Raw genomic sequence first — 21,778 nt, 5'->3', positions numbered from 1 at the left:
CTCTACGCCGCAGGGCCGTTTCTTGACGCGTTCTTGACGCCGGAGCCTCGACGGGCGGCGCGGCGCCGGTCGGTCTGCCGGCGTGCTTTGATCTGGCTGCCGCAGTCGTCCATGCTGCACCAGCGCCGGCTGCGGTTCTTGGTGGCGTCGATGAAGAGCCAGGAGCAGCCCTCATCGGTGGGGCACTGCTTGATCCGGTCGAGCGGCCCGTGACTGAGCAGCTCCATCGCCGAGACGGCGACCGGCCACCACGGCCGGTCGAGCGAATCCGCGGCGTCCCAGGCCCAGCCGAAACCGCCGCCGCTGGGCACCAGCCGGCCGTGCCGGATCGCGGCCGCGTAGGCACACCGCAGCACCTCGAGGTCCCCGTCGGCCGGCGTGGTGCTGTCGACGATCGCGGCGAACAGCCGGAACAGTCCCTCACGCAGGTCGATGGCGGCTCGGAAGGCGGCCTGGGCCTCCGCCGGCCGATCCGCGGCCGTGCGCAGGAGCGCGTCCGCCGCCGCATCGTCGAGGAGGTCGCCGTGCCGGGCCCACACGACCAGGTCGGCATATCCGGTCAGCCACTCGCGGTCCACCGGACCGGTCCGCGGCTCCACCGTGTTGATGTAGTCCAGGCACAGCGTGCCGCCGTTGCGGACCAGGTCCGCCACGCCGCCGGTCGGGGTCGCGTCGTTCATCGCATCAACCTACTGCCAAAGGCTGTTTTGCCGGAAGCAACTCCGGTATGCTTCCACTAAAGCAAGTTTAGCTGGTAGCACGAGGAGGAGCGATGCTCATCTACTACGCCGTCGGACGGCTGGGCGTACAGCAGGCGCGCGAGGCTTCCCGGTCCGCCCTGCCGGACGCGCCGGTGATCCCGGAGCGCCAGCCAGGGCCGGGGGCATTCCGCATCCGGACCGCCGGTGCGCTGCACGCGCTGGCCGACCGGATCAGCCCGGCCTGCCCCAGCCCCCTGCACCAGGCCTGAGAAATTCCGGTACGCCGGTACCGCGCCGGCCCGGCCGTCACGACCCTCCACCGCGACTGCGGCGCCCCACGTCGAGGCGGCCGTTCCTCCGCGGGAGGCGACCGCCCTGGACGGGTGCCGGAGGAAGGCCGCCGTCGCACGTACTACCAGGTCCAGATGCCGCGCGGGCGGGACCGGGTCGGCCTGGCCTCCGGCGAGCTGCTGACGGCCGTCAATCGCGACCCCGACGTCGTCCGCGGCATGCGGCACTACCGCGCTCGGGCGCCGGGGTCCGGGGCTTCGGCGGCGGGGCCGCGTACGGCGCGGCGAAGTCCGGCGTCATCGGCGCCACCAAGTGCGCCGCCCTGGACTACGCGGGCGCCGGCATCCGGATCAACGCCGTCTGTCCCGGCATCCTCGACACCGCCATGATCGAATAGGTCTTCGGCGACACCCCGGAGGGCCGGCTGGCCGTGCTCGACCAGGAGCCGATCGGCCGGATGGGCCGGCCCGAGGAGATCGCCGCGGCGGTGCTGTGGCTGTGCTCCGACGAGGCGTCCTTCGCCGTCGGGCACGCCATGGTCGTCGACGGCGGCCAGACCGCCCGGCGCCCCCGGAGCGGTCAGTACCGGAAGCGGGACACCAGGGTCTGGAGCTGTCCGGCCGTCGCGGCGAGCTCGCCGGCGGCGTGCCGGGTCGCCGAGACGGTGTCCGTGGTACGCCGGGTCGCGTCGGACATCCCGGTGATGGTCACGGCGATGTTGCTGGCACCGGTTGCCGCGTCCGACAGCGTGCGGTTCATCTCCTGCGTGGTCGCGGTCTGCTCCTCGACGGCGGAGGCGATGGTGAGCTGGATGCCGTTGATCCGTTCGATGATCGCCGAGATCTCGCCGATCGCGGTGACCGCGCCGTCGGTGTCGGTCTGGATCGTGCGGACCCGCCGGGAGATGTCCTCGGTGGCCTTGGCCGTCTCCTGGGCCAGGTCCTTGACCTCGCCGGCCACGACCGCGAAGCCCTTGCCCAGCTCACCGGCGCGGGCGGCCTCGATGGTGGCGTTCAGGGCGAGCAGGTTGGTCTGCTCGGCGATCGAGGTGATCACCTTGATCACGGTGGCGATCTCGGCCGAGGACTCCCCCAGCCGGGCGACGATCGCGTTGGTGGCGGTGGCGACCTCGACGGCCTGCGCCGCCACCTCGGACGCCTCCGTGGTGGAGACGCTGATGTCGCGGATCGACGAGCCCATCTCCTGCGAACCCGAGGACACCACCTGCAGGTTGTTCGACACCACGTCGGCGGCCGATGCGACCGAGCCGGCCTGGGCGGCGGCGTCCGCGGCGGCGGCGTCGACCGTGCCGGACACGGTGGTGAGCTGCAGGGCTGCCTCGTTCAGGGTGCCGGCGTTACCGGCCAGCTGCACGACGTCCGCCCGCAACCGGCTGATCGCGCGGTCCAGGGAGGCCGCCATCCGGCCGACCTCGTCCTGGCCGTCGACCCCCGACTCCCGGGTGAGATCACCGTCGGCGAGCCCGTCGGCGAGACGCGAGACCCCTGTCATGGCGCGGCGCAGCCGGTTGCCCACGCGGATCGCGAGCAGGATGCTCAGCAGGAGGCCGACCCCGAGCACGACCGCGATCGCCGTCACCGCCTCGCGGGCCTCGGCCGCCGAGTTCTCGATGTTGGCGGCCGACATGGCCTTCGCCCGGTCCTCCAGCGCCACCTGGTCGTCACCCAGCGCCTTGTAGAGGGCGTCGTACTGCTTGACGGCCTCCGCCAGCTGCTCGGCGGTCAACGGCGCGGGCGGCGTCGACGACGAGGCGGACCCACCGTTGAAGGCCAGATAGGCCTCCCAGTCCTGCTTGGCCTTGGCGACGACCTGGGCTCCCCCGTCCTGCTGGGACAGGTTCGTGCTGAGCACGTTCAGCGCGTCGGTGATGGCCTGCTTGTTGGCGGTCAACGCCTCGTTGATGCGGTCCTTGAGGCTCGGGTAGAGCTGCAGCGAGGAGGTGTTGCCGCTGAACGCCTCGATGTTCTTGCCGTAGGACCCGGCGGCGGCCTGGACCGCCAGGGTCTGACGCTGCGCGGCGGCGGCCTCGTTGTTCAGATCCCGCACCATGTTGATCGCCACTGCCCCGACGATCAGGCCGCTGACGGCCGCCGTCAGGACCACAGCCCCGATCTTGGTACGCAGTGAACCGTTGTCGAACGCTCCACCGAGCTTCATGACCGTGCCTCTCCCGAACGCCTGGGGTCACCCACAACGTACGAGCAGGAGCGGCGTGACGAGGCGTTTCCCGGATCTGCGAACAGGACCGGCGGCGAGTGGTAGGTAGCAGCACGGGGGTCGCACCGCGTGTGCGACGGCTTCCCCGGGGCCTCGGCGACGCCGATCCTCCCGGTACCGGACCACCACGTCGAGGCCGATGGAAGGCCCTGCTGGACGAGCTGACCCGCTACAACCGCACCCGGTTCATCCACCTGTTCCGCAGCGCCGGTCAGCGACGAGCAGGGCTACCCGGGCGAGCGCGGCGCCATCCCGGACGTCGTCTCCCGGCACGGGCCGTGGCGGGACCACGACTTCTCCGTCGCCGGCTCCGGCGCCATGGTCAACGCCACCTGCGCCGGCTCACCGAGATGCAGATCCCCGACGCCTTCACCGACGCCTGACGCCGGGTCACGCGGGAGCGGGCAGCGGCTCCTGCGGCCAGTTGAGGACCTTCGCCCCGAGCACCGCCGCCTGCAACGTGAAGCGGTGCGCGGGATCGCCCGCGTCGTAGCCGGTCAGCGTCTTGACCCGGGCCAGGCGGTAGGTGACCGTACGGACCGACACGTGCAGCCGCTTGGCCGACTCGGTGGCCACCGCGCCCGTCTCGAAGTACGCGTGCAGGGTGTCGAGCAGCGGACCGGCCCCGCCCCGGGCGGCGGTGAGCGGGCTCAGGACGGCCTGCACCAGGTCCACGATGGCCGGTTGGTCGCGCAGCAGCACCCGGTAGACGAGCAGATCGTGAGCGTTGATGACCGGGGTCTCGGTGTGCAGCCGGCCGGCCATGGTGAGCGCTTCGCGGGCCTCCTCGTAGGAGCGGGCGATGCCGTACAGGCCGGGGTGGGGTCTTCCGACGGCGACCCGCCAGGGGCGTCCGCGGCGCAACCGGCTCAGCTCGCGGTGCATCAGCCCGCCCAGCTCGTTGCTCGCGTCCGGCGTCGGCGGGGGCCGGCCCGCCGTCCCCGCGTCGGCCGGGGCCAGCACCACGAGCAGGCCGTCCTTGGTCGCGACCAGGACGTCCCGGTCACCGAGCCGGTCGAAGATGACCGCCTCGAGCGCGCTGATGGCGGCGTCGGCGTCCGGCAGCCGCCGGCTCGGTGCGGCCAGCGCCACCTGGTGGACCCGGGCCAGGTCGAGCCCGAACGGTTCGGCCCGTTCCACCAGCGTGCCGAGATCGGAGTCGCCGCGCAGCAGGTCGTCGATCAGCTCCCGGCGCAGCGATTCCTCCCGGCGCACCAGGTCACGGCGGGCGACCGCGTAACCCTCGGCGAGCGTGGCGACCGCGTCGTCGACGACCTGCAGGACAGCCGTCGCCGCGGCCCGCACCGCCTCCCGGTCGCGCGAACGCACCACCACCGGCAGGTCCTGCCACAGCCGCCGAGCCGCGGACAGATACAGCTGCACCACCCGTCCGGCGGAGATGCCCTGCTCGGCCGCGCGCCGGCCGAGCAGGCCCACCGCGTCTAGCTCGCGCCGCTTCGCGCGGCGGCCGTGGGTGGCCGCGTCGGCGAGCAGCGGCAGATAGTCACCGAGCAGTTCCACCGGTACGCCGCCGGCGTCGCGGCTGGCCCCTTCGGCGACATCCACGAGCCACGCGTCCTCCGAGCGCCGCTGAGCTTTGCCGGTCACCGCCGCCTCCAGACCCGCGCCGCGCCGGCCGTTCGTTGCCGACAGTCGGCAGTCTAGACCCGCCTTGTCTGGAGACCGTGGCCCTGCCGGTGGCCCACCGGTCCCGGCGACGATGGAGCCAGCCCCCGGAAAGGAGAGAACGACATGCAAGTCCGCAGCTCACACGTGGTGCCCGCGGTCGCCGTCACGAGCGTCCTCGTCCTGGCCGTCGCGATGTTCCTCACCCGAGGTCTTTTCGACGCGCTGCTGCTGATCGCCCTCGTCGCCGTGCTGACCGGCCTGTACCTGCTGCGCCGCCACGCCCGCGCCCAGGCCCTGTACCACCGCCAGGCCGAACCTCGCAGCGGGACCGTCAGCACGAGGGAGGGAGCATCATGACGACCTGGCGGGTCCAGGACGTGATGACCACCGAGGTGATCACCGCACCCGACGACGCGTCGGTCGCGGACCTGGTCGCCCTGCTCACCGCCCGGCAGATCACCGCCGTGCCGATCACCGACCGCTTCGACGTCGTGCTCGGCGTGGTCTCCTGGACCGACCTGCGGCGGAAGATCGACATCGGGGCGGCCGGCAGTTCCCCGGCCGGCTGGTGGCGCCGCCGGGTACCCCGGCGGTTGCGGTGGCCCGAGGGTACGGCCGTGGAGGTGATGAGCGGCCCGGCGCTGACCATCGGAGCCGGCGCGTCGCTGCCGGCCGCCGCCCGGATCATGTACCGCCGCGGCGTCGGCCGGTTGCTCGTCGTCGACCGGGCCGGCGGGCTGCGGGGCATCGTCACCCGGTCGGACCTGTTGAAGGTGCACGCCCGGCTGGACGCTGTCATCCGCGACGAGGTCGGGCAGGAGGTCCTGCGCCGCACGCTGATGATCCGCCCCGGGACGGTCCGGGCCGACGTCGACGAAGGAGTCGTCACGCTCAGCGGGCGCACCGCCCGCAGGACGACCGCCGTCGCGGCCGCGCGGCTGACCGCGACGGTCCCCGGCGTCACCGGCGTCGTCGACCAGCTCACGTTCGACCTCGACGACACCGTCGCGGCGACCCGGGCCGGCCGTCGGCCGGGCCCGCGCACCCGGGCCGCCGCGGCTGCTTCGTTGCCGACGCCCGGCAAACAACGAGTCCATTCGTCGCCGTCGCCGGCCATGGTGGGCGGGAAGGAACACAGCAATGCTTGAAGGCCGCAACGCCCCCATCCGTTCAGCGCCGACCCGTTCCGTCCCCGGCGGGCGGGCCGCATGAGGATCTCGGAGGCATCATGACCGCCACGCTGCACGGCCCGGCCCGTTCGTCCGCCGACCACCAGGAACTGCTCCGCGGCATGCTGGAGGAGCAGTTCGCCGTGCACACCGCCCGCCTGACCCAGCTCACCGTGCACGCCCGGCACGCCGGTCACGACCCTCACACCCTCGAGGCACTCGTCGCGTCCACCCGCGAGCGGATCGCCGAGACGGCCCAGGCACTCCGGCGGATGTCCGAAGGCACCTACGGCTTGTGCCTGGACTGTCACAAGCCGCTCCCCCTCGGCCGGCTGCACGCCCTGCCGCACGCCACCCACTGCACCCGCTGCGAGCGGCGCCGGACGTCCTGAGCCCGCGTGCGTCTACGATCGTCGGGACAGCCAGGTGATCGTGAGACGGACGTGCTCCGACCGGTGAGAGGACAGCCATGCGGGTGCTGCTCGTCGCCCCTCCCGGAGCGGGAAAAGGGACCCAGGGCGCGCTGATCGCCACCCACTTCAACGTGCCGCACATCGCCACCGGTGACCTGCTCCGCGACCACGTCGCCCGGCAGACCCCGCTCGGCCTGGCCGTCCGGGCCCACCTGGACCGCGGTGAGCTGGTCCCGGACGACATCGTGCTGGACATGGTCCGCGACGCCTTCCTGGAGGCCAAGGACCAGGGCGGATACGTCCTGGACGGGATGCCCCGCAACATGGCCCAGGCCCGGGCGCTGTACCAGGTCGGAAAAAGCCTCGAGATGACCGCGAACGTCGCGTTGCACCTCAAAGCCGACGACGACGAACTGATCCGCCGGCTGCTGGCCCGCGCGGCGCTGGAACACCGCTCCGACGACACCGAGGAGATCATCCGGCGGCGGCTGGCCCTCTACCACGAGGTGACGTACCCGATCGTGGAGTGGTACAGCAGCCGCGGGATCCTCGTGTCCGTGGACGCCATGCGCCCGGTCGCCCAGGTCGCGCACCAGGTGCTCACCGCACTGGAGAGCATGAGCACGCTGGTCGACCTCGTCCCGGAGAACGCCCGGCGCTCCATCGATCTGACCGGGCTCGGCGCCGCGTTCGGCGACTGCTGAGCGACCCGGCCCGGACCAGCAGCGGAGGCGACATGATCGGCGAGGCCCGGTTCCCGGTCGAGGCGTGGCAGGTCCGTGAGGCCGCCCTGGAGCTGGACCGGCTCGGCCAGAGCGAGTCGGTGCTGGCCCTGGCGAACGGCCACATCGGGCTGCGCGGAAACCTGGACGAGGGTGAGCCGCACGTCATCGCCGGCACCTATCTGAACTCGTACTACGAGCAGCGGCCGCTGCCGTACCCGGAGGGCGGCTACGGCTATCCGGAGCAGGGACAGACCGTCGTCAACGTCACCGACGGCAAGCTGATCCGGCTGATGGTCGACGACGAACCGTTCCACGTGGCGCACGGCCGGCTGCATGCCCACGAACGCGTCCTGGACCTGCGGGCCGGTGTGCTGCGCCGCGAGGTCGACTGGGAGTCACCGGCCGGGCGGCGGGTGCGGATCCGCAGCTCCCGGCTGGTCTCGTTCACCCAGCGCGCGGTCGCCGCCGTGGACTACGAGGTCGAGGCGGTCGGCCACGAGGTGCGGATCACCCTGCAGTCGGGGCTGGTGGCCAACGAGGAGCAGCCGCAGAAGTCCAAGGACCCGCGCGTCGCCGCCGCGCTGGACCGTCCGCTGGTCGCGGTGGCCCAGGACACCGAGCAGCACGGCGCGGTGCTGCTGCACCGCACCCGCACCAGCGGCCTGCTGATGGCGGCCGGCATGGACCACGCCGTCACCGCGCCCGGCGCGTACGACGAGGAGACCGACGTCCGTGAGGACTGGGCCCGCACGACGGTGGTCACCGTGCTGCGGCCCGGCGAGCGGCTGCGGATCACCAAGTTCCTCGGGTACGCGTGGAGCAGCCAGCGGTCGCCGCAGGCGTTGCGTGACCAGGTGGCCGCGGCCCTGACCGGGGCTCAGTACGCCGGCTGGGACGGTCTCGCGGCCGAGCAGCGCGCGTACCTCGACGACTTCTGGGACGCCGCCGACGTCGAGGTCGAGGGCGACCCGGTGCTGCAGCAGGCCGTCCGTTTCGGCCTGTTCCACGTGCTGCAGGCGGGCGCCCGGGCCGAGCGGCGGGCCATCGGCGCCAAGGGACTGACCGGCCCCGGGTACGACGGGCACGCCTTCTGGGACACCGAGGGTTACGTCCTGCCGTTGCTGACCTACATCGCCCCGCACGCCACGGCCGACGCGCTGCGGTGGCGGCACAGCATCCTCGACCAGGCCCGGCAGCGCGCCCGTACGCTCGGACTGGCCGGTGCGGCGTTCCCGTGGCGCACCATCCACGGCGAGGAGTGCTCGGCGTACTGGCCGGCCGGCACCGCGGCGCTGCACCTGAACGCGGTGATCGCCCGCGCCGTCGAGCGCTACCGCCAGGTCACCGGCGACGACTCGCTGGAGGCCGAGTGCGGCCTGGAGATCCTCGTGGAGACGGCCCGGCTGTGGGTCTCGCACGGCCACCACGACGCCGCCGGGCACTGGCACGTCGACGGCGTCACGGGCCCGGACGAGTACAGCGCCGTCGCCGACGACAACGTCTTCACCAACCTGATGGCCGCCCGTAATCTGCGCGCCGCCGTCGCCGCGTGCGCCCGCCGTCCCGAGGCCGCCGAGCGGCTCGGTGTCCGCCCGGACGAGCCGCGGGTCTGGCAGGCGGCCGCCGACGCGGTGCACGTGCCGTACGACGAACGGCTCGGCGTGCACGAGCAGTCGGCCGGCTTCACCCGCTATGCCCCGTGGGACTTCGCCCCCGAGCATCCCGGCGAGCCGCTGATGCTGCGCGCGCCGTACTTCCAGCTGTACCGCCGGCAGGTGATCAAGCAGGCGGATCTGGTGCTGGCGCTGCACTGGTGCCCGGAGGCCTTCACCCCCGAGCAGAAGGCCCGCAACGTCGACTACTACGAGCGCATCACCGTGCGCGACTCGTCGCTGTCGGCGTGCACCCAGGCGGTGATGTGCGCCGAGGTCGGCCACGTGGAGCTGGCCCACGACTACGCCTGGGAGGCCGCCCTGGTCGACCTGCGTGACCTGCACGCCAACACCCGCGACGGGCTGCACCTGGCCTCGCTGGCCGGGGCGTGGTCGGCGATCGTCGAGGGCTTCGGCGGCCTGCGCGAGCACGACGATGTGCTCGCGCTGGCGCCGCGGCTGCCCGAGGGCATCACCGGGCTGCGCTTCCGGCTGCGGCACAGCGGTCTGCGGTTGCTGGTCGAGGCCGACCCCACGACGGTACGGGTGAGCCTGCGCGACGGCACCGACGCCCGCCTGACGATCAAGCTCTACGGGGAGCCGATCGAGCTCACCGCCGGTGGTTCCGTTCTGCGTCCCGTCGCTGCCCTGGAACCGCTGCTCCCGCCGCCCCACCAGCCCCCGGGGTACGCCCCGGAACGCGCCGGAGCCCGTTAGCCCGTCGCCAGCAGGGAGTCCTCGGGTCCCTCGCTGCCCGCCGGATACTCCAGCAGCGGGACCGTCCCGTCGCGCCAGGCGCTCAGCACCGGCTCGACGATCCGCCAGCACTGCTCGGCGGTGTCACCCCGTACCGACAGCAGCGGGTCGTCGTCCAGGACACCGCGCAGCACTTCGCCGTACGCGGGCAGCTCTCCCGGCCCGAAGTCGGCATCGAGGGTGACCGGATCGATCACGAACGGGTCGCCGGGGCCGTTGATGTTGAGGTCGACGGCGAGCCGGTCCGGGCCGAAGCCGATCCGCAGCCGATCGGGCCGGTCGTAGCCGGTCAGCCCGTCGGGCACCCGGGCCGGCTGCTTGAACGTGATGACCGCTTCCTTGCGGGTGGCGCTCATCGCCTTGCCGGACCGCAGCCGGAACGGCACCCCGGCCCACCGCCAGGTGTCCACCGTGAGCACCACCTCGGCCAGCGTCTCGGTGCTCCGGCCCGGGTCGACGCCCGGCTCGTCGGCGTACGCGGGCAGCCGCCGCCCGTCGATCTCGCCCGCGGTGTACCGGGCGCGGCGGGTGCAGGTCCGGGCGTCGTCGTCCCACAGCCGGGTGGCCCGCAGGACCTGGGCCTTGCGGTCGCGCACCTCGCGGGCGTCGATGGTGGGCGGCGCGTCCATGGCGAGCAGGGCCAGCACCTGCAGCAGGTGGCTCTGCACCATGTCGACGAGGGCGCCCGCGGAGTCGTAGTAACCGGCCCGGCCCTCCAGGGCGAGACTCTCGTCGAAGACGATGTCGACACTCGCGACGTGCTGGGCGTTCAGCATGGGTTCGAACAGCCGGTTGGCGAACCGCAGGCCCAGGATGTTGAGCACGGTGGACTTGCCCAGGAAGTGGTCGATCCGGTGGATCTGCTCCTCGGGCACCAGCGTGGCCAGCAGCTGGTTGAGCCGCTCGGCGCCGGCGGTGTCGGTGCCGAAGGGCTTCTCCAGCACCAGCCGGGTGCCCGCCGGCAGGTCGAGGCCGGCCAGGGCCTGGCAGGCCTTCGCGGTGACGGCCGGCGGCAAGGCGAAGAAGATCACGATCTGTCCGCGGCAGGCGTCGAGCAACCGGCGCAGGTCCTCCGCCTTGGTGACATCGGCCCGCAGGTAGCGGGTGCCCTCGACCGTGGCGGTCACCTGGGGGCCGGTCGCGGACACCGACGAGAAGGAGTCGTCGACGCGCTTGCGCCAGCGTTCCTCGTCCCAGTCGTCCATGCCGCTGCCCAGCAGGAACAGGGGCCGGCCGGGAACGGCGGCCAGCAGCCCGCCCAGTCCGGGCAGCAGCAACCGGCCCGTGAGGTCGCCGCTGGCGCCGAGCACGAGCAGGCTCTGTTCCCCGCCGGCCTGCCCCGCAGATCTTGTCGTCATCACCCCACCATGCCCGGGCCACCGCGGCACTAATCTCCGCGCGGCTGTCACAACGGCGAGGGCTGTCCGGTCTGAGCAGGCGAACGAACTCTCCGACCGGAAGGGTCACGCACATGAAGATCGCCGTCATCGGTGGCACCGGGCTCATCGGCTCGCAGGTGGTACGGATGCTGAACGCGGGCGGGCACGAGGCGGTACCGCACTCGCCGTCCACCGGCCTCGACCTGCTCAGCGGGAAGGGCCTGGACGAGGCGCTGCGAGGGGCCGACGTCGTCGTCAACCTGACGAACTCGCCGACCTTCGACGACGCCTCCCCCGCCTTCTTCCGCACGACCATGGACAACCTGCTCGCCGCGGCCCGGCGCGCCGGGGTCGGTCACGTGGTCATCCTGTCCATCGTGGGCGCCGAGCAGGTGCCGGACCTGGCCTACTACCGCGCGAAGGTGCTGCAGGAGGACATCCTGAAGGCCGGCCCGGTGCCGTACTCGATCGTCCGCGCCACGCAGTTCTTCGAGTTCATCGACGCGGTGCTGTCCTGGACCTCCGACGAGCACACGGTCCGGCTGCCGGCCACGCCCGTCCAGCCCATGGCCGCGGCCGAGGTCGCTCAGGCCGTCGCGGAGGTGGCCGTCGGCGCGCCGCTGAACGGCACCCGCAACATCGCCGGTCCCGAGGTCTTCGCCCTCGACGAGCTGGGCCGGATCACTCTCGCGGCCCACGGCGACCAGCGCACCGTGGTCACCGACAGCAGCGCCGGCATGTTCGCCGCCGCGCCGGGCGACGCGCTGATCGCCCAGCAGGACGCCGTCATCGCCAAGACGTCGTACCGGGAGTGGCTCGCCCGCTGATCCCGGCCGGGCCCGTACGGCAACACCGTGCGGGCCCGGCGCGGGTCAGGACACCGCCGCGATCTTGTCGGGGTTGACCATCCACAGGAGCTGGTCGATGCCCTCGGCCGAGGCGCTGATGGTGAGCACGCCGTAGACGGCACCGTCGCGGCGGAACACCGCGGCGGTCTGCCCGTTCGCGGTCGCCCACTGCACGTCGATGTCGTTCCAGAACCAGGTGGAGATCGCCGCGAGGAACTTCGCCACCCGCGCCGCACCCACCACGGGCTGGCGGGCGACCCGGTACGCGCCGTTGCCGTCGGACACGCTGGTCACGTCCGCCGCGAGGAGCTTCTCCAGCGCGCTCAGGTTTCCGGAACGGGCGGCCGCGATGAACGTCGTCAGCAGCTCCTTCTGCGCGTCCCCGCTCACCGGCGTACGCCGCTCCCCGGTCACGTGCTTCCGGGCGCGGCTGACCAGTTGGCGCGCCGCGGGCTCGGTCGACCCGAGGATGTCGGCGATCTGCGCGTACGGGTAATCGAAGGCCTCGCGCAGCACATAGGCCGCGCGTTCGCTGGGGGTGAGCTTCTCCATCAGCAGCAGGGTCGCGAGCTGCAGCGCCTCACCGCGCTCGGCGCCCAGGTACGGGTCCGCGCTCGTGTCGACGGGCTCGGGCAGCCACGGCCCCACGTAGGTCTCGCGCCGCACCCGCGCCGACTGCAGGGCGTTGATGGCCAGCCGGGTGGCGGTCGTGGCGAGGAACGCGCCCGGGTTGACGACCACGCTGCGGTCGGTCGTCTGCCAGCGCAGCCAGACGTCCTGCACCAGATCCTCGGCCTCGGTGGCACTGCTGAGCATCCGGTACGCGATGCCGAACAGCCGTGGCCGCACCTCCTGGAAGACGGCCGTCGCGTCCCGCAGATCCTCCGTCACGCCGGCTCCCGTCCGCTCGTCGTCAGGTCTGCACCCAGCGCTTGACCAGCGTGGTGACCTGCGCCTGCCGTGCGGAGACGGCGGCCAGGTCGGGGAAGTCGATGACCGCCCGGTCGGGCGCCGGCCAGCTCATCGGGTCAGGACGCCTGGCTGACGGGTGTGCCGGCCAGCCACACCTCGGCCAGCTCGCTCAGCGGGATGTCGAGCACCTCGCTGAGGCTGACCACGGTGCCGAACGCCGGTGCCGGGAGCCGGCCCACCTCGATCTTGCGCAACGTCTCGGGTGAGATGCCGGCCGCCAGGGCCACCTCGACGAGGCTGCGGCCGGTTCGCGCGGCCCGGAGGGCGGCCCCGAGTCGCCGGCCGGCGGCGATCTGTTCGGCGGTGAGCGGTTGGCGAACCATGCCAGCAGGATAGTCCCCCGGGGCGCCCCCGGCCGAGCGTGGTATAAAAATACCGCATTCGGAGAGGGAGGCTGTCGTGATCGAGCTCAAATCCCCCGCAGAGGTGGAACAGATGGCCGTGACCGGCCGGTTCGTCGGCGAGTTGCTGGCCGAGCTCGGCGCGGCCACCGCCGTCGGGGTCAACCTGATGGACCTCGAGCACCTCGCCCGCCGGCGGATCAAGGAACGCGGCGCCACGTCCTGCTACTGGGACTACGCGCCCTCGTTCGGCCGGGGCCCGTTCCGCCACGTGCTGTGCCTGTCGGTCAACGACGCGGTGCTGCACGGCCTGCCGCACGACTACGTGCTGCGCGACGGCGACCTGCTCAGCATCGACATGGCGGTCACCATCGACGGCTGGGCCGCCGACTCCGCGCTGTCGGTCATCGCCGGCACCCCCGACCCGGCCGACCTGAAGCTGATCGAGTGCACCGAGGTCGCGCTGGCCGCCGGGGTCGCGGCCGCCCGGCCCGGCGGCCACCTGGGCGACGTCTCGGCCGCGATCGGCGAGGTCGCCGGGCGTTACGGGTACGGCGTCAACGGCGAGTTCGGCGGCCACGGCATCGGGCGCACCATGCACGAGGCCCCGCACGTGGCCAACGGCGGCCGCGCCCGCCGGGGCATGCGGCTGGAGCCCGGCCTGACCATCGCGATCGAGCCCTGGTTCTGCCGCGGCACCGACAAGATCCGGACCGACGAGGACGGCTGGACGATCCGGTCGGCGGACGGATCCCGTACGGCGCACTCGGAGCACACCGTGGCCGTCACCGAGGCCGGCCCGCGGGTGCTGACCGGGCGTCCCGGCGGCGAGGAGTCCCCCGCGACCCGGGCGACACTGGCCGACCAGCGGTAGGTCAGCGGCGCTGTCCCAGCTGGTCGCGGCGGCGGGTCAGGTAGGCGATCTCGGCCGTGTTGCCCGCGAGCTCGATCGCTTTCCCGTACGCCTCGCGCGCCTCGGGCCCGCGCCCCAGCCGCCGCAGCAGGTCGGCGCGGGTCGCGTGGAAGGCGTGATATCCGGCCAGCTTGTCGTCCAGCCGGTCGATCGCCGCCAGCGCCACCTCGGGCCCGTCCAGCTCGGCGACCGCGATGGCCCGGTTGAGCGCCACGATCGGTGACGGGTCGAGCCGGACCAGGTGGTTGTAGAGGGCGACGACCTGCGACCAGTCGGTGTCGCGGACGTCGCGGGCCGAGGTGTGCACGGCGTTGATCGCCGCGAGGATCTGGTAGCGGCCCGGGGCCACCCCGGCGGCCAGGCGCTCGCGGACCAGCCGGTGACCCTCGGCGATCAGCGTCCTGTCCCAGGCGCCACGGTCCTGCTCGCTCAGGGTCACCAGCTCACCGCTGCCCGAGACCCGGGCGGTGCGGCGGGCCTCGGTGAGCAGCATCAGCGCCAGCAGTCCGGCCACCTCACCGTCGTCCGGCAGCAACACCCGGATCAGCCGGGTGAGCCGGATCGCCTCGGCGGTCAGGTCGTGCCGTACCGGATCGGTGCCGGGCCCGGTCGCCAGGTAACCCTCGTTGAAGACCAGGAAGAGCACCGCGAGCACGCCGGACACGCGGGCCGGGAGATCCTCCGCCGACGGCACCCGGTACGGGATCCGGGCCGCCTTGATCTTGGCCTTGGCCCGGGTGATCCGCTGGCCCATGGCGGCCTCCTGCACCAGGAAGGCGCGGGCGATCTCGGGCATGGTCAGGCCGCCGACCATCCGCAGGGTGAGCGCCATCCGGGTCTCCATCGCGAGCGCCGGGTGGCAGCAGGTGAAGATCAGCCGGAGCCGTTCGTCCTCGATGGCACCGAGAGGCTCCGGCGGTTCGTCGTCGAACACCAGCTGCGCCTCTCTGTGCTTGTCGTCGCGCTTGCTCTCGCGCCGGATCCGGTCGATGGCCTTGCGGTTGGCGGTGGTGGTCAGCCAGGCGCCGGGATTCGGGGGTACGCCCTCGGCCGGCCATCGCTCGACGGCGGTCGCGAACGCCTCGGCGGCCGCCTCCTCGGCGATGTCGAGATCCCCGAATCGTCTGGTCAGGGCGGCGACCACGCGCGCCCACTCCGCGCGATGGGCCCGGGTGACCGCCTCGCCGGCGTCGAGCAGGGTCACAGGAAGGGCCGTACCTCGACCTTGCGGTTGCAGTGCTTCGATCCCTCGGCGGCGAGCTTGAGCGCCACGTCGAGGTCGGCGGCCTCGAGCACCCAGAAACCGGCGAGGTGTTCCTTGGACTCCAGGAAGGGCCCGTCGGTGAAGACCGGCTCGGCCCCGCGGTTGTCGATGGTGGTGGCCGTGCTGGGCGCGTTCAGGCCGCCGGCGAAGACCCAGTGGCCGTCGGCCTGCAGGCGGTCGTTGAAGGCGTCGATGGCGACCATCTCCTCCGGGGTGGCGGAGCCGGTCCGGTCGTCGATCACGGAAACCAGGTACTGCATCTGACGATCATCTCCTGTGGTCCGGGCGCCTCACGTGGGCGGCCGCTCACCTCTGCTACGAACACCGCTACCGCGATCCGACACCACCGCCGGACATTTGTTCAAGAGAATCGCCGAGGAACGCCTCAGGCCTCCGACAGCCGGGCCCGGGCGGCTTCGGCGCCGTCCGCATCGCCGGCCTTCTCGCAGGCCTCGACCGCCGCCTCCCAGTGCTGCCGGGCGTCGTCGGGGTCGTCGAGGATCCGCGCGACGTCCCCGAGGTAGAGCCGCGTCCGGCCGGTCGGCCGGCCGTCGGCCTGGCGGATGCGCAGGCTCTCCTGCAGCAGCTGCTGCGCCTGGGTGGCCCGTCGCCGGCTACTGGGCTCCGCCGCGCCGGTGCTGACGGCCCCGGCGGCCACGATGGCCCCGGCGTTGAGCAGCGCCGCGGCCTGGCCCTGCCGGTCCTTGACGGCCGGATGGCACTCCAGCGCCGCGCTCCAGGCCTGGGCGGCGTCCAGGCGTTCACCGAGCCACCACTGGGCCAGCGCGAGATTGGTCAGGGCGGCGGCGTACCCGCGCCGGTCGCCGACGACCTCGAACTGGTTGGCCGCGCGGATCAGGTGACGGCTGGCGAACCGTGGCTCCTCGCGGGCCAGGAACGCCACGCCCAGTCCCAGCTCGGTGAGCGCCTGGCCGGCCCGATCACTCGGGGAGCGCTGCTGACGGGCCCGCTGGAGCTGGTCGACCGCGCCGTCGACGTCGCCCTGGTCGAGCAGGGCGAGACCCAGGTTGGTCCGGGACTGGGCGGCGCCCCGGCGGTGCCGCAGGGCCACCGCCGCGGTCAGCTCGACGGCGGCCCGGTGCGGGTCACCCTGCCACCGGTGGACCGCGCCGAGCTCGTTGTGCGCCCAGCCCGCGACCGCGGCCGATTGGCGGGCCACCGGGCTGTGCAGCACCGCCCGGCACACCGCGGCCCAGTCGTCGAGCCTGCCCGCGGACGCGTACCAGGTGCAGAGGGCGACCGCGAGCCGCAGCCACCAGCGGCGCATCCGGCGCGGCGGGTTGGCCGGCAGGGCGCCCGGCCGGCCCCACGGCTCGCAGATCAGCGTCCGCAGCAACGCCTCGTGCCGGCCGAACCAGTCGCTGCCCGGCTCGGTGCCCGGCGGCTCGTCAGGCAGCACGGAGTCGGCGTAACGCTCGGCCTGCCGGGCCAGATACCGCACCAGCCGGGCCTGCGCGGCCACCCGCCGCCGCGGCGGCTCGTCACACAACAGATGCACCCGGGCGTACGGGACCAGCAGGGGCCGCAGCCGGTACCGGCCGTCCGGGGTCACCGTGACGAAGGCCCCGTCGGCCGCCTGGTCGAGCATCCGGTCGGTGTGCCCGCGGTTGGTGCCGGCCAGCGCGGCCACGGCGTTGCGGCTGACCGGCTGCGGCACGAGCGCGAGCAGCCGGACCAGGCGCCGGGCGTCGGCGGCGAGCCCGGCGTACGCCCGGTCCCGGCTGGCCAGCAGCGTCAGCGTGGCGTCGGCCCGGCCGTTGTCCAGACCGTGCCGCAGGGCGGTCAGCAGATCCTGCGGCGACCAGCCCTGGGCGGCCAGCCACGAGCCGAGCACCCGGACCGCGTGCGGCTGCCGACCGGCCAGCTCCACGATGTGCCGGACGCTCGGCTCGGCCGGCAGGCCGCGGCGCACGGCCCCGGCGTCCCGGGCGGCCGCCACGAACAGCTCCACCGCGTCGTCGGCGGACGGCTCGGCCAGCCGCCGGACCCGGACCCCTTCGAGCCCGTTCAGGGTGGGACTGCCGGCGATCAGCAGGCGGCAGCGACGGGCCGGCGGCAGCAGCGGCCGCACCTGCTCCGGCGAGTCGACGTTGTCCAGCACCAGCAGGATCTTGCGATCGCCGAGCGCGGTGCGCAGCAGCGTGGCGGCCGCGTCGAGGTCGGCGGCCTGGCCCAGGGCGGTCTCGTCGATGCCGGCCTTGCGGCACAGCGCGTCGACGACCTCCCGGGGCCGCAGCGCCCGGGCCGGGCCCCGCCGGTCGACCTTTCGGAGGTCCAGGTAGAGCTGTCCGTCGGGGTAGTGGCTGCGGACCGCGTTGGCCGCCTGGACCACGCAGGCGGACGTGCCGACGGCCCGCCGGCCCAGCAGCGCCACGGCGTGCTCGGCGCGGATGGCCCCGGCCAGCCAGTCCACCACCGTCCGCCGGCCGACGAACCCGGTGGTGTCGGGCAGGTCGGTCGGCACCCCGGCCTCCTGGACCGGCACCGCGGGAGCCGGCTCGACCGCCGCGTCGGCCTGCAACGCACGGCGGCTGCGCACCTCCAGCGTGGCCAGCACCCCGGCGATCAGGACGCCGGCCGCGGCGATGATCCAGGTGATCGCGCCCAGGTTGGGGTCGATCATGTCGGCCAGGATGTTGCTGGCGATGCCGCCCACCACCGAGCCGACGGCGATGGACAGGGTCAGCACCCACTGCCAGGGCCGCGTCGGCCGGGGCGCATCGGTCCGCGGGCTCATCGCACCGCCCCGGACACCAGGCCGGCGATCACCTGGCGGCGGGCGAGCACGATGACCACCAGCGGCGGCACCGAGGCGAGCAGCGCGAACGCGGCCAGGGTGCCGCTGTTGGAGACGAACTGCCGGGTCTGGCCGAACAGCATCAGCCCGAGCGGCGTGCCCGAGCCACCGAACAGCAGACCGACCACGAAGTCGTTCCACACCTGGACGAACTCCAGCACGGCCACCGCGATGATGGCCGGCACCGCGGCGGGCACCGTGCGCCACAGCACGCCCCACTCGCGCCGGCCGGCGGTGCGGGCCGCGCGGATCCGGGCGCCGGGCACATCGGCCAGCGCGTTGCGCAGCACCAGGACGGCGAACGGCGCACCGAGCGCCACGTGCACCAGCCCCAGGCCGACGCCGGTGCCGGCCAGCCCGACGCGTTCCAGCACCTCGTTGATCGGACCGGCCACTACCTGCACCGGCACCGCCGACGCGGCGACCAGCAGAGCCCCGGCGGCGGACGTGCCGGGCGGGCGCAGCCGGGCCAGGGCGTACCCGGCCGGCAGGGCCACGATGATCACCAGCACCGTCACCGACACGGCGAGCAGGGCGGTGAAGGCGAACGAGCGGATGACCTCCGGCTGGGTGAGGACGTCGGCGTACGAGCTGAGCCGCAGCGACGCGGCGGACCAGCCCCGGGTGGCGGCCTCCCGCGGTGAGTGCAGGGAGGTGGCCACCAGGGCGAGCACCGGCACGGCCCAGAGCAGGGCGATGAGGACCGGCAGGGTGCGGCGGACCGGCGACCGGGGGCGGTCGGCCACCGTACGGACCGGAGCGTCCTCCAGCGTGGGCGGTGGCCACGCCTGCCGCCCGCCGATCGCCGCGGCCACGACGCCGATGCCCAGCGCGACCAGCCACAGAGTGTTGAGGGCGGCCGCCGGACCGGTGGTGGAACTGCCCGAGGTCTGCCACACCCGGACCGCGAGGTTGGCCGCCTCGTCCAGGCTGGAGCCCGGCGCCATCACCAGGATCAGGTCGAACGCCCGGGCCGTGCCCAGCGCCACCAGCGCGAACACGATGGCCGCGGTGCGCCGCAGCAGCGGCCGCCACAGGGCGTCGCGGAAGACGTCGAGCCGCCCGCCGCCGCCGGCCCGGACCGCGTCGGTGAGGTCGGCCGGCAGCGCGTCCAGCGCCGCCCGGAACACCACCACGGGCAGGCCGATCCACGCCCACACGAACGCCGACATCAGCGCGACTGTGATCAGGCCGGAGCCCAGCCAGGACGGCGCCTCGTCGGCGGGCACCCCGAACAGGCCGGCCAGCGACGTCAGGACCGCGGTGCCGGCGCCCCGGGCCGGGTCGGGGTCGTAGAACAGCCGGAACATCACCCCCGTGACGACCAGCGGCAACGCCATCGGTGCGAGCAGCAGCAACGTGCCGGTGCGGCGCGACGCGGCCAGCAGATAGCCCAGGGTGATCACCACGACCGGGACCACCGCGGCCCACAGCACCGTGCGGCCCAGCACCTCCCAGGCGCCCTCCGCGGCCAGGGCGGTGCGGAAGTTCTCCAGGCCCACCCACTGGCCGTCCGGCCCGGTCAGGCTCGCCTGCACCGTGCGGGAGACCGGCCACAGCAGGATGCCGCCCAGCAGCAGGGCGATCGGGGTGAGCAGCATCGACGCGAATCCGCCGCTCGGGTACGCCCGGCTGCGCCGGCCCGGGCCGACGTCGTCGATGACCACCGTCTCGCCGAGCAGCCGGGGCGGGGCCGTCCGGGTGCGCGCCGGCTCCGTCACGAGCCGGCCTCCCGCCGGGCCTGCGCGGCCGCCCGGACCAGTCGCCGGCAGGCCCGGTCGACGGCGTCGGGCCGGGTCACCTCGGTGAGGAAGTCCTGCAGGATCTTCCAGCTGCCCAGCCCGTCCGGGCCGCCGAGCGAGCCGCGCAGCTGATCGGACAGGTCGAACTGGAGCGCACCCGCGGGATCGCGCAGCTCGGCCGCCCGGGCGGCCGCCGGCCCGTACGCGTCCGGCAGGATCAGGGTGTTCGGCGACAGGTAGCCGCCGGCGGTTATCCACGGCCGGAACGAATCCCGCCGGGTCAGCCACTCCACCAGGTCACCACCGGCGCTCGATCCGGCGAACACCATCGCGGCGTCCCCGGCCACCAGCAGCGGCAACGCCTCGGGTCCGGCCGGGAACCGCGCGGCGGCCAGGGCCGGCGCCCCGGCCGGGCGGAACCTGTCCGCGACGGCGGCGACGAAGTCCCCCTCGACCATCATCGCGGCGCGGCCCTCGGCCACCTGGATGACCGACTCCTCGTTCTGGGTGATCAGGGCGCGGCCGATCCCGTCCGGGAACGCGCCCGGGACCGACCAGACGGTGGCGAGCTGGGTGAGCGCTGTACGCACCAGCGGGCCGTCCCACGGCACCGTGCCGTCCACGAGGCCCTGGTATTCGCCGTCCGCGGCGAAACCGATGAGCAGATTCTCCAGCCAGTCGGTGAGGACCCAGCCGTCCGCCGCGCCGAGGGCCAGCGGGGCCGGCCGGCCGGCGGCGGCCAGGTCGCGGACCAGCGACACGAACTCGGCCCAGGTGGCGGGCGGTGCGGGCAGCCGGTCGGGGTGGTACCAGACCAGCGACTTGTGCGCGGCCTTCACCCAGGCGCCGTACTGCCGGCCGTCCACGGTGACCATGGCCCGCCACTGGTCGGCGAAGCGCTGCGTCACCTGCGGTGGCACCGGTTGCAGCCAGCCCCGGCGGGCGTAGTCGGCGATCAGGCTGATCTGCGGCACGATCGCCACGTCGGGCTGGTTGCCGGCCCGGTAGCGGGCGCTGAGGAAGGCGTCGATGTCGTTGCGGGTGCTGATCACGTCGACCGGCTGCGGGTACTGCCGGACGACCTCGCGGAACCGGACCAGCTCCCCGCCGCTCCAGACCACGGCGACCTGCACCGGCCGCGGTGACCGGCCACAGCCGCCGGCCCCGGCGACGACGGCACCGAGCGCTCCACCCAGGACGGTGCGCCGGCTGGTCACGCCGTCACCGCCACGGTCAGGGCACCCTCGGGTGCTGCCTGCCGATCCCCGAAGACCACCGTGGCCGGGGCGGCGGAGACCGGCGACTCGATCCGGGCCAGCAGGTCGTCCAGCGGGCCGCAGACGGCGGGATCGGGCCGTTCGAGGACCAGCGCCTCGGGCATCGAGACCACCGCCCGGGCCAGGGCGCCGCGCATCCGCTGCTGCGCGGTGATCTCGTGCGGCCGCTGCTCCAGCACCGGCCCGAGCTCGAGCTGGTATATCAGGGTGGACGCCCAGCCGCGGACGATCTCGCGCACCGACTCCTGCCGCCAGACCAGATACTCGATGTTCTGCCGGACGGTGAGGTGCGGCAGGAGGGCTCCGCCGCGGGGCACGTACCCGATCTGCCGGCCGCCGGGCGGCAGCTCGGTGACGTCGCGGTCGCCGACCAGGACCCGCCCCGAGAGCGGCTGGGCCAGACCGGCCACCGTCCGGGCCAGCGCCGTGGCGGCCGGCGCGTCGGCGATCACCGCGGTGGGCTCGGCCTCGCGGGCGGAGAACGAGACCGCGGCACGGGCCACACCGGACACCACGACCACCAGCTCAACCACGTCGAGAATCGCCCAACACCTCCCCGGTCGCCGGCCCGGACATCAACAGGCGGTCACTGCAGCCTATCGATCCCGTGCCCGTCCCCGGTGTCCCGTGGCACGATCCTGCCCGGCGGG

The 21,778-nt window shown here is 73.5% G+C and carries 20 protein-coding genes and 1 pseudogene; 9 read left to right on the top strand and 12 right to left on the bottom strand.

Features of this window, described 5'->3' with window-relative positions; translation table 11 throughout:
• Nucleotides 1-2 precede the first annotated feature (2 nt).
• Nucleotides 3-680, bottom strand: coding sequence for a CGNR zinc finger domain-containing protein (locus ACZ6S4_RS29015; protein ID WP_465477933.1), 678 nt, complete (start codon nucleotides 678-680; stop codon nucleotides 3-5).
• A gap of 92 nt (nucleotides 681-772) precedes the next feature.
• Here ACZ6S4_RS29015 and ACZ6S4_RS29010 point away from each other — a divergent pair, with 92 nt between their 5' ends.
• Together ACZ6S4_RS29010 and ACZ6S4_RS29005 are read left to right on the top strand one after the other, a co-directional pair.
• Nucleotides 773-970: a hypothetical protein gene (locus ACZ6S4_RS29010; RefSeq protein ID WP_465477932.1), complete on the top strand. Its 198-nt coding sequence runs from the start codon at nucleotides 773-775 to the stop codon at nucleotides 968-970.
• Nucleotides 886-1,491, top strand: a pseudogene (locus ACZ6S4_RS29005) (SDR family oxidoreductase); the annotation flags it as partial. The gene ACZ6S4_RS29010 and the pseudogene ACZ6S4_RS29005, both read left to right, overlap by 85 nt.
• A gap of 80 nt (nucleotides 1,492-1,571) precedes the next feature.
• On the opposite strand, the gene ACZ6S4_RS29000 reads toward ACZ6S4_RS29005, so the two are convergent.
• Both ACZ6S4_RS29000 and ACZ6S4_RS28995 read right to left on the bottom strand, forming a co-directional pair.
• Nucleotides 1,572-3,170: a methyl-accepting chemotaxis protein gene (locus ACZ6S4_RS29000; RefSeq protein ID WP_465477931.1), complete on the bottom strand. Its 1,599-nt coding sequence runs from the start codon at nucleotides 3,168-3,170 to the stop codon at nucleotides 1,572-1,574.
• A gap of 450 nt (nucleotides 3,171-3,620) precedes the next feature.
• Nucleotides 3,621-4,838 (bottom strand): PucR family transcriptional regulator, encoded by a 1,218-nt coding sequence (locus ACZ6S4_RS28995; RefSeq protein ID WP_465477930.1) that lies wholly within the window; start codon nucleotides 4,836-4,838, stop codon nucleotides 3,621-3,623.
• Nucleotides 4,839-4,982: 144 nt separating this feature from the next.
• On the opposite strand from ACZ6S4_RS28995, the gene ACZ6S4_RS28990 reads away from it, so the two are divergent.
• From ACZ6S4_RS28990 to ACZ6S4_RS28970, 5 genes are all read left to right on the top strand, one after another.
• Nucleotides 4,983-5,216: a hypothetical protein gene (locus ACZ6S4_RS28990; protein WP_465477929.1), complete on the top strand. Its 234-nt coding sequence runs from the start codon at nucleotides 4,983-4,985 to the stop codon at nucleotides 5,214-5,216.
• Nucleotides 5,213-6,007, top strand: a complete 795-nt coding sequence (locus ACZ6S4_RS28985; protein WP_465477928.1) for a CBS domain-containing protein — start codon at nucleotides 5,213-5,215, stop codon at nucleotides 6,005-6,007. Before ACZ6S4_RS28990 ends, ACZ6S4_RS28985 begins: the two co-directional genes overlap by 4 nt.
• A gap of 80 nt (nucleotides 6,008-6,087) precedes the next feature.
• Nucleotides 6,088-6,420 carry a TraR/DksA family transcriptional regulator gene (locus ACZ6S4_RS28980; RefSeq protein ID WP_465477927.1) on the top strand — a complete coding sequence of 111 codons (333 nt, stop codon included), beginning with the start codon at nucleotides 6,088-6,090 and terminating at the stop codon, nucleotides 6,418-6,420.
• A 77-nt stretch (nucleotides 6,421-6,497) separates the two neighbouring features.
• Nucleotides 6,498-7,145, top strand: coding sequence for an adenylate kinase (locus ACZ6S4_RS28975; protein ID WP_465477926.1), 648 nt, complete (start codon nucleotides 6,498-6,500; stop codon nucleotides 7,143-7,145).
• Nucleotides 7,146-7,177: 32 nt separating this feature from the next.
• The gene (locus ACZ6S4_RS28970; RefSeq protein ID WP_465477925.1) at nucleotides 7,178-9,535 is read left to right on the top strand and encodes a glycoside hydrolase family 65 protein; all 2,358 of its coding nucleotides are present in this window, start codon (nucleotides 7,178-7,180) and stop codon (nucleotides 9,533-9,535) included.
• Here ACZ6S4_RS28970 and ACZ6S4_RS28965 read toward each other — a convergent pair.
• Nucleotides 9,532-10,932, bottom strand: a complete 1,401-nt coding sequence (locus tag ACZ6S4_RS28965) for a glucose-6-phosphate dehydrogenase (RefSeq protein ID WP_465477924.1) — start codon at nucleotides 10,930-10,932, stop codon at nucleotides 9,532-9,534. The two genes, ACZ6S4_RS28970 and ACZ6S4_RS28965, sit on opposite strands and share 4 nt — an antisense overlap.
• Nucleotides 10,933-11,045: 113 nt before the next feature.
• Here ACZ6S4_RS28965 and ACZ6S4_RS28960 point away from each other — a divergent pair, with 113 nt between their 5' ends.
• A complete protein-coding gene (locus ACZ6S4_RS28960) occupies nucleotides 11,046-11,780 on the top strand; it encodes an SDR family oxidoreductase (RefSeq protein WP_465477923.1) in 735 nt (244 codons plus the stop codon).
• Nucleotides 11,781-11,825: 45 nt separating this feature from the next.
• On the opposite strand, the gene ACZ6S4_RS28955 is transcribed toward ACZ6S4_RS28960, so the two are convergent.
• A complete protein-coding gene (locus tag ACZ6S4_RS28955; protein ID WP_465477922.1) occupies nucleotides 11,826-12,692 on the bottom strand; it encodes an RNA polymerase sigma-70 factor in 867 nt (288 codons plus the stop codon).
• Nucleotides 12,693-12,829: 137 nt separating this feature from the next.
• On the bottom strand, nucleotides 12,830-13,096 hold the full coding sequence (locus ACZ6S4_RS28950) for a helix-turn-helix domain-containing protein (RefSeq protein WP_360833978.1): 267 nt from the start codon (nucleotides 13,094-13,096) through the stop codon (nucleotides 12,830-12,832).
• Between the two features lie 76 nt (nucleotides 13,097-13,172).
• On the opposite strand from ACZ6S4_RS28950, the gene map reads away from it, so the two are divergent.
• On the top strand, nucleotides 13,173-13,988 hold the full coding sequence (map, locus tag ACZ6S4_RS28945; protein ID WP_465477921.1) for a type I methionyl aminopeptidase: 816 nt from the start codon (nucleotides 13,173-13,175) through the stop codon (nucleotides 13,986-13,988).
• A gap of 1 nt (nucleotide 13,989) precedes the next feature.
• Here map and ACZ6S4_RS28940 read toward each other — a convergent pair whose 3' ends face one another.
• The 6 genes from ACZ6S4_RS28940 to ACZ6S4_RS28915 form a co-directional block, all read right to left on the bottom strand.
• Complete coding sequence (locus ACZ6S4_RS28940; protein WP_465477966.1) at nucleotides 13,990-15,225, bottom strand: RNA polymerase sigma factor; 1,236 nt, start codon at nucleotides 15,223-15,225, stop codon at nucleotides 13,990-13,992.
• 2 nt (nucleotides 15,226-15,227) lie between these two features.
• Nucleotides 15,228-15,551 (bottom strand): YciI family protein, encoded by a 324-nt coding sequence (locus tag ACZ6S4_RS28935; protein ID WP_433731416.1) that lies wholly within the window; start codon nucleotides 15,549-15,551, stop codon nucleotides 15,228-15,230.
• Between the two features lie 125 nt (nucleotides 15,552-15,676).
• Nucleotides 15,677-18,049: a hypothetical protein gene (locus ACZ6S4_RS28930; RefSeq protein WP_465477920.1), complete on the bottom strand. Its 2,373-nt coding sequence runs from the start codon at nucleotides 18,047-18,049 to the stop codon at nucleotides 15,677-15,679.
• Nucleotides 18,046-19,830 (bottom strand): ABC transporter permease, encoded by a 1,785-nt coding sequence (locus tag ACZ6S4_RS28925; protein WP_465477919.1) that lies wholly within the window; start codon nucleotides 19,828-19,830, stop codon nucleotides 18,046-18,048. The genes ACZ6S4_RS28930 and ACZ6S4_RS28925 overlap by 4 nt, the downstream gene beginning before the upstream one ends.
• Nucleotides 19,827-21,068, bottom strand: a complete 1,242-nt coding sequence (locus tag ACZ6S4_RS28920; RefSeq protein ID WP_465477918.1) for an ABC transporter substrate-binding protein — start codon at nucleotides 21,066-21,068, stop codon at nucleotides 19,827-19,829. The genes ACZ6S4_RS28925 and ACZ6S4_RS28920 overlap by 4 nt, the downstream gene beginning before the upstream one ends.
• Nucleotides 21,065-21,661, bottom strand: coding sequence for an ATP-binding cassette domain-containing protein (locus ACZ6S4_RS28915; protein WP_465477917.1), 597 nt, complete (start codon nucleotides 21,659-21,661; stop codon nucleotides 21,065-21,067). The genes ACZ6S4_RS28920 and ACZ6S4_RS28915 overlap by 4 nt, the downstream gene beginning before the upstream one ends.
• Nucleotides 21,662-21,778: the final 117 nt, after the last annotated feature.

It is taken from the genome of Actinoplanes sp. NPDC051405, assembly GCF_055586185.1.
Note: the sequence above shows the minus strand (reverse complement) of the source record. Positions and strands in the feature narration are given on the sequence as shown.

Coding starts and splice junctions, on each gene's coding strand:
- ACZ6S4_RS29015 (WP_465477933.1), bottom strand. CDS start 680: ATGAACGACGCGACCCCGACCGGCGGCGTGGCGGACCTGGTCCGCAAC.
- ACZ6S4_RS29010 (WP_465477932.1), top strand. CDS start 773: ATGCTCATCTACTACGCCGTCGGACGGCTGGGCGTACAGCAGGCGCGC.
- ACZ6S4_RS29000 (WP_465477931.1), bottom strand. CDS start 3,170: ATGAAGCTCGGTGGAGCGTTCGACAACGGTTCACTGCGTACCAAGATC.
- ACZ6S4_RS28990 (WP_465477929.1), top strand. CDS start 4,983: ATGCAAGTCCGCAGCTCACACGTGGTGCCCGCGGTCGCCGTCACGAGC.
- ACZ6S4_RS28985 (WP_465477928.1), top strand. CDS start 5,213: ATGACGACCTGGCGGGTCCAGGACGTGATGACCACCGAGGTGATCACC.
- ACZ6S4_RS28980 (WP_465477927.1), top strand. CDS start 6,088: ATGACCGCCACGCTGCACGGCCCGGCCCGTTCGTCCGCCGACCACCAG.
- ACZ6S4_RS28975 (WP_465477926.1), top strand. CDS start 6,498: ATGCGGGTGCTGCTCGTCGCCCCTCCCGGAGCGGGAAAAGGGACCCAG.
- ACZ6S4_RS28970 (WP_465477925.1), top strand. CDS start 7,178: ATGATCGGCGAGGCCCGGTTCCCGGTCGAGGCGTGGCAGGTCCGTGAG.
- ACZ6S4_RS28965 (WP_465477924.1), bottom strand. CDS start 10,932: ATGACGACAAGATCTGCGGGGCAGGCCGGCGGGGAACAGAGCCTGCTC.
- ACZ6S4_RS28960 (WP_465477923.1), top strand. CDS start 11,046: ATGAAGATCGCCGTCATCGGTGGCACCGGGCTCATCGGCTCGCAGGTG.
- ACZ6S4_RS28950 (WP_360833978.1), bottom strand. CDS start 13,096: ATGGTTCGCCAACCGCTCACCGCCGAACAGATCGCCGCCGGCCGGCGA.
- ACZ6S4_RS28935 (WP_433731416.1), bottom strand. CDS start 15,551: ATGCAGTACCTGGTTTCCGTGATCGACGACCGGACCGGCTCCGCCACC.
- ACZ6S4_RS28930 (WP_465477920.1), bottom strand. CDS start 18,049: ATGAGCCCGCGGACCGATGCGCCCCGGCCGACGCGGCCCTGGCAGTGG.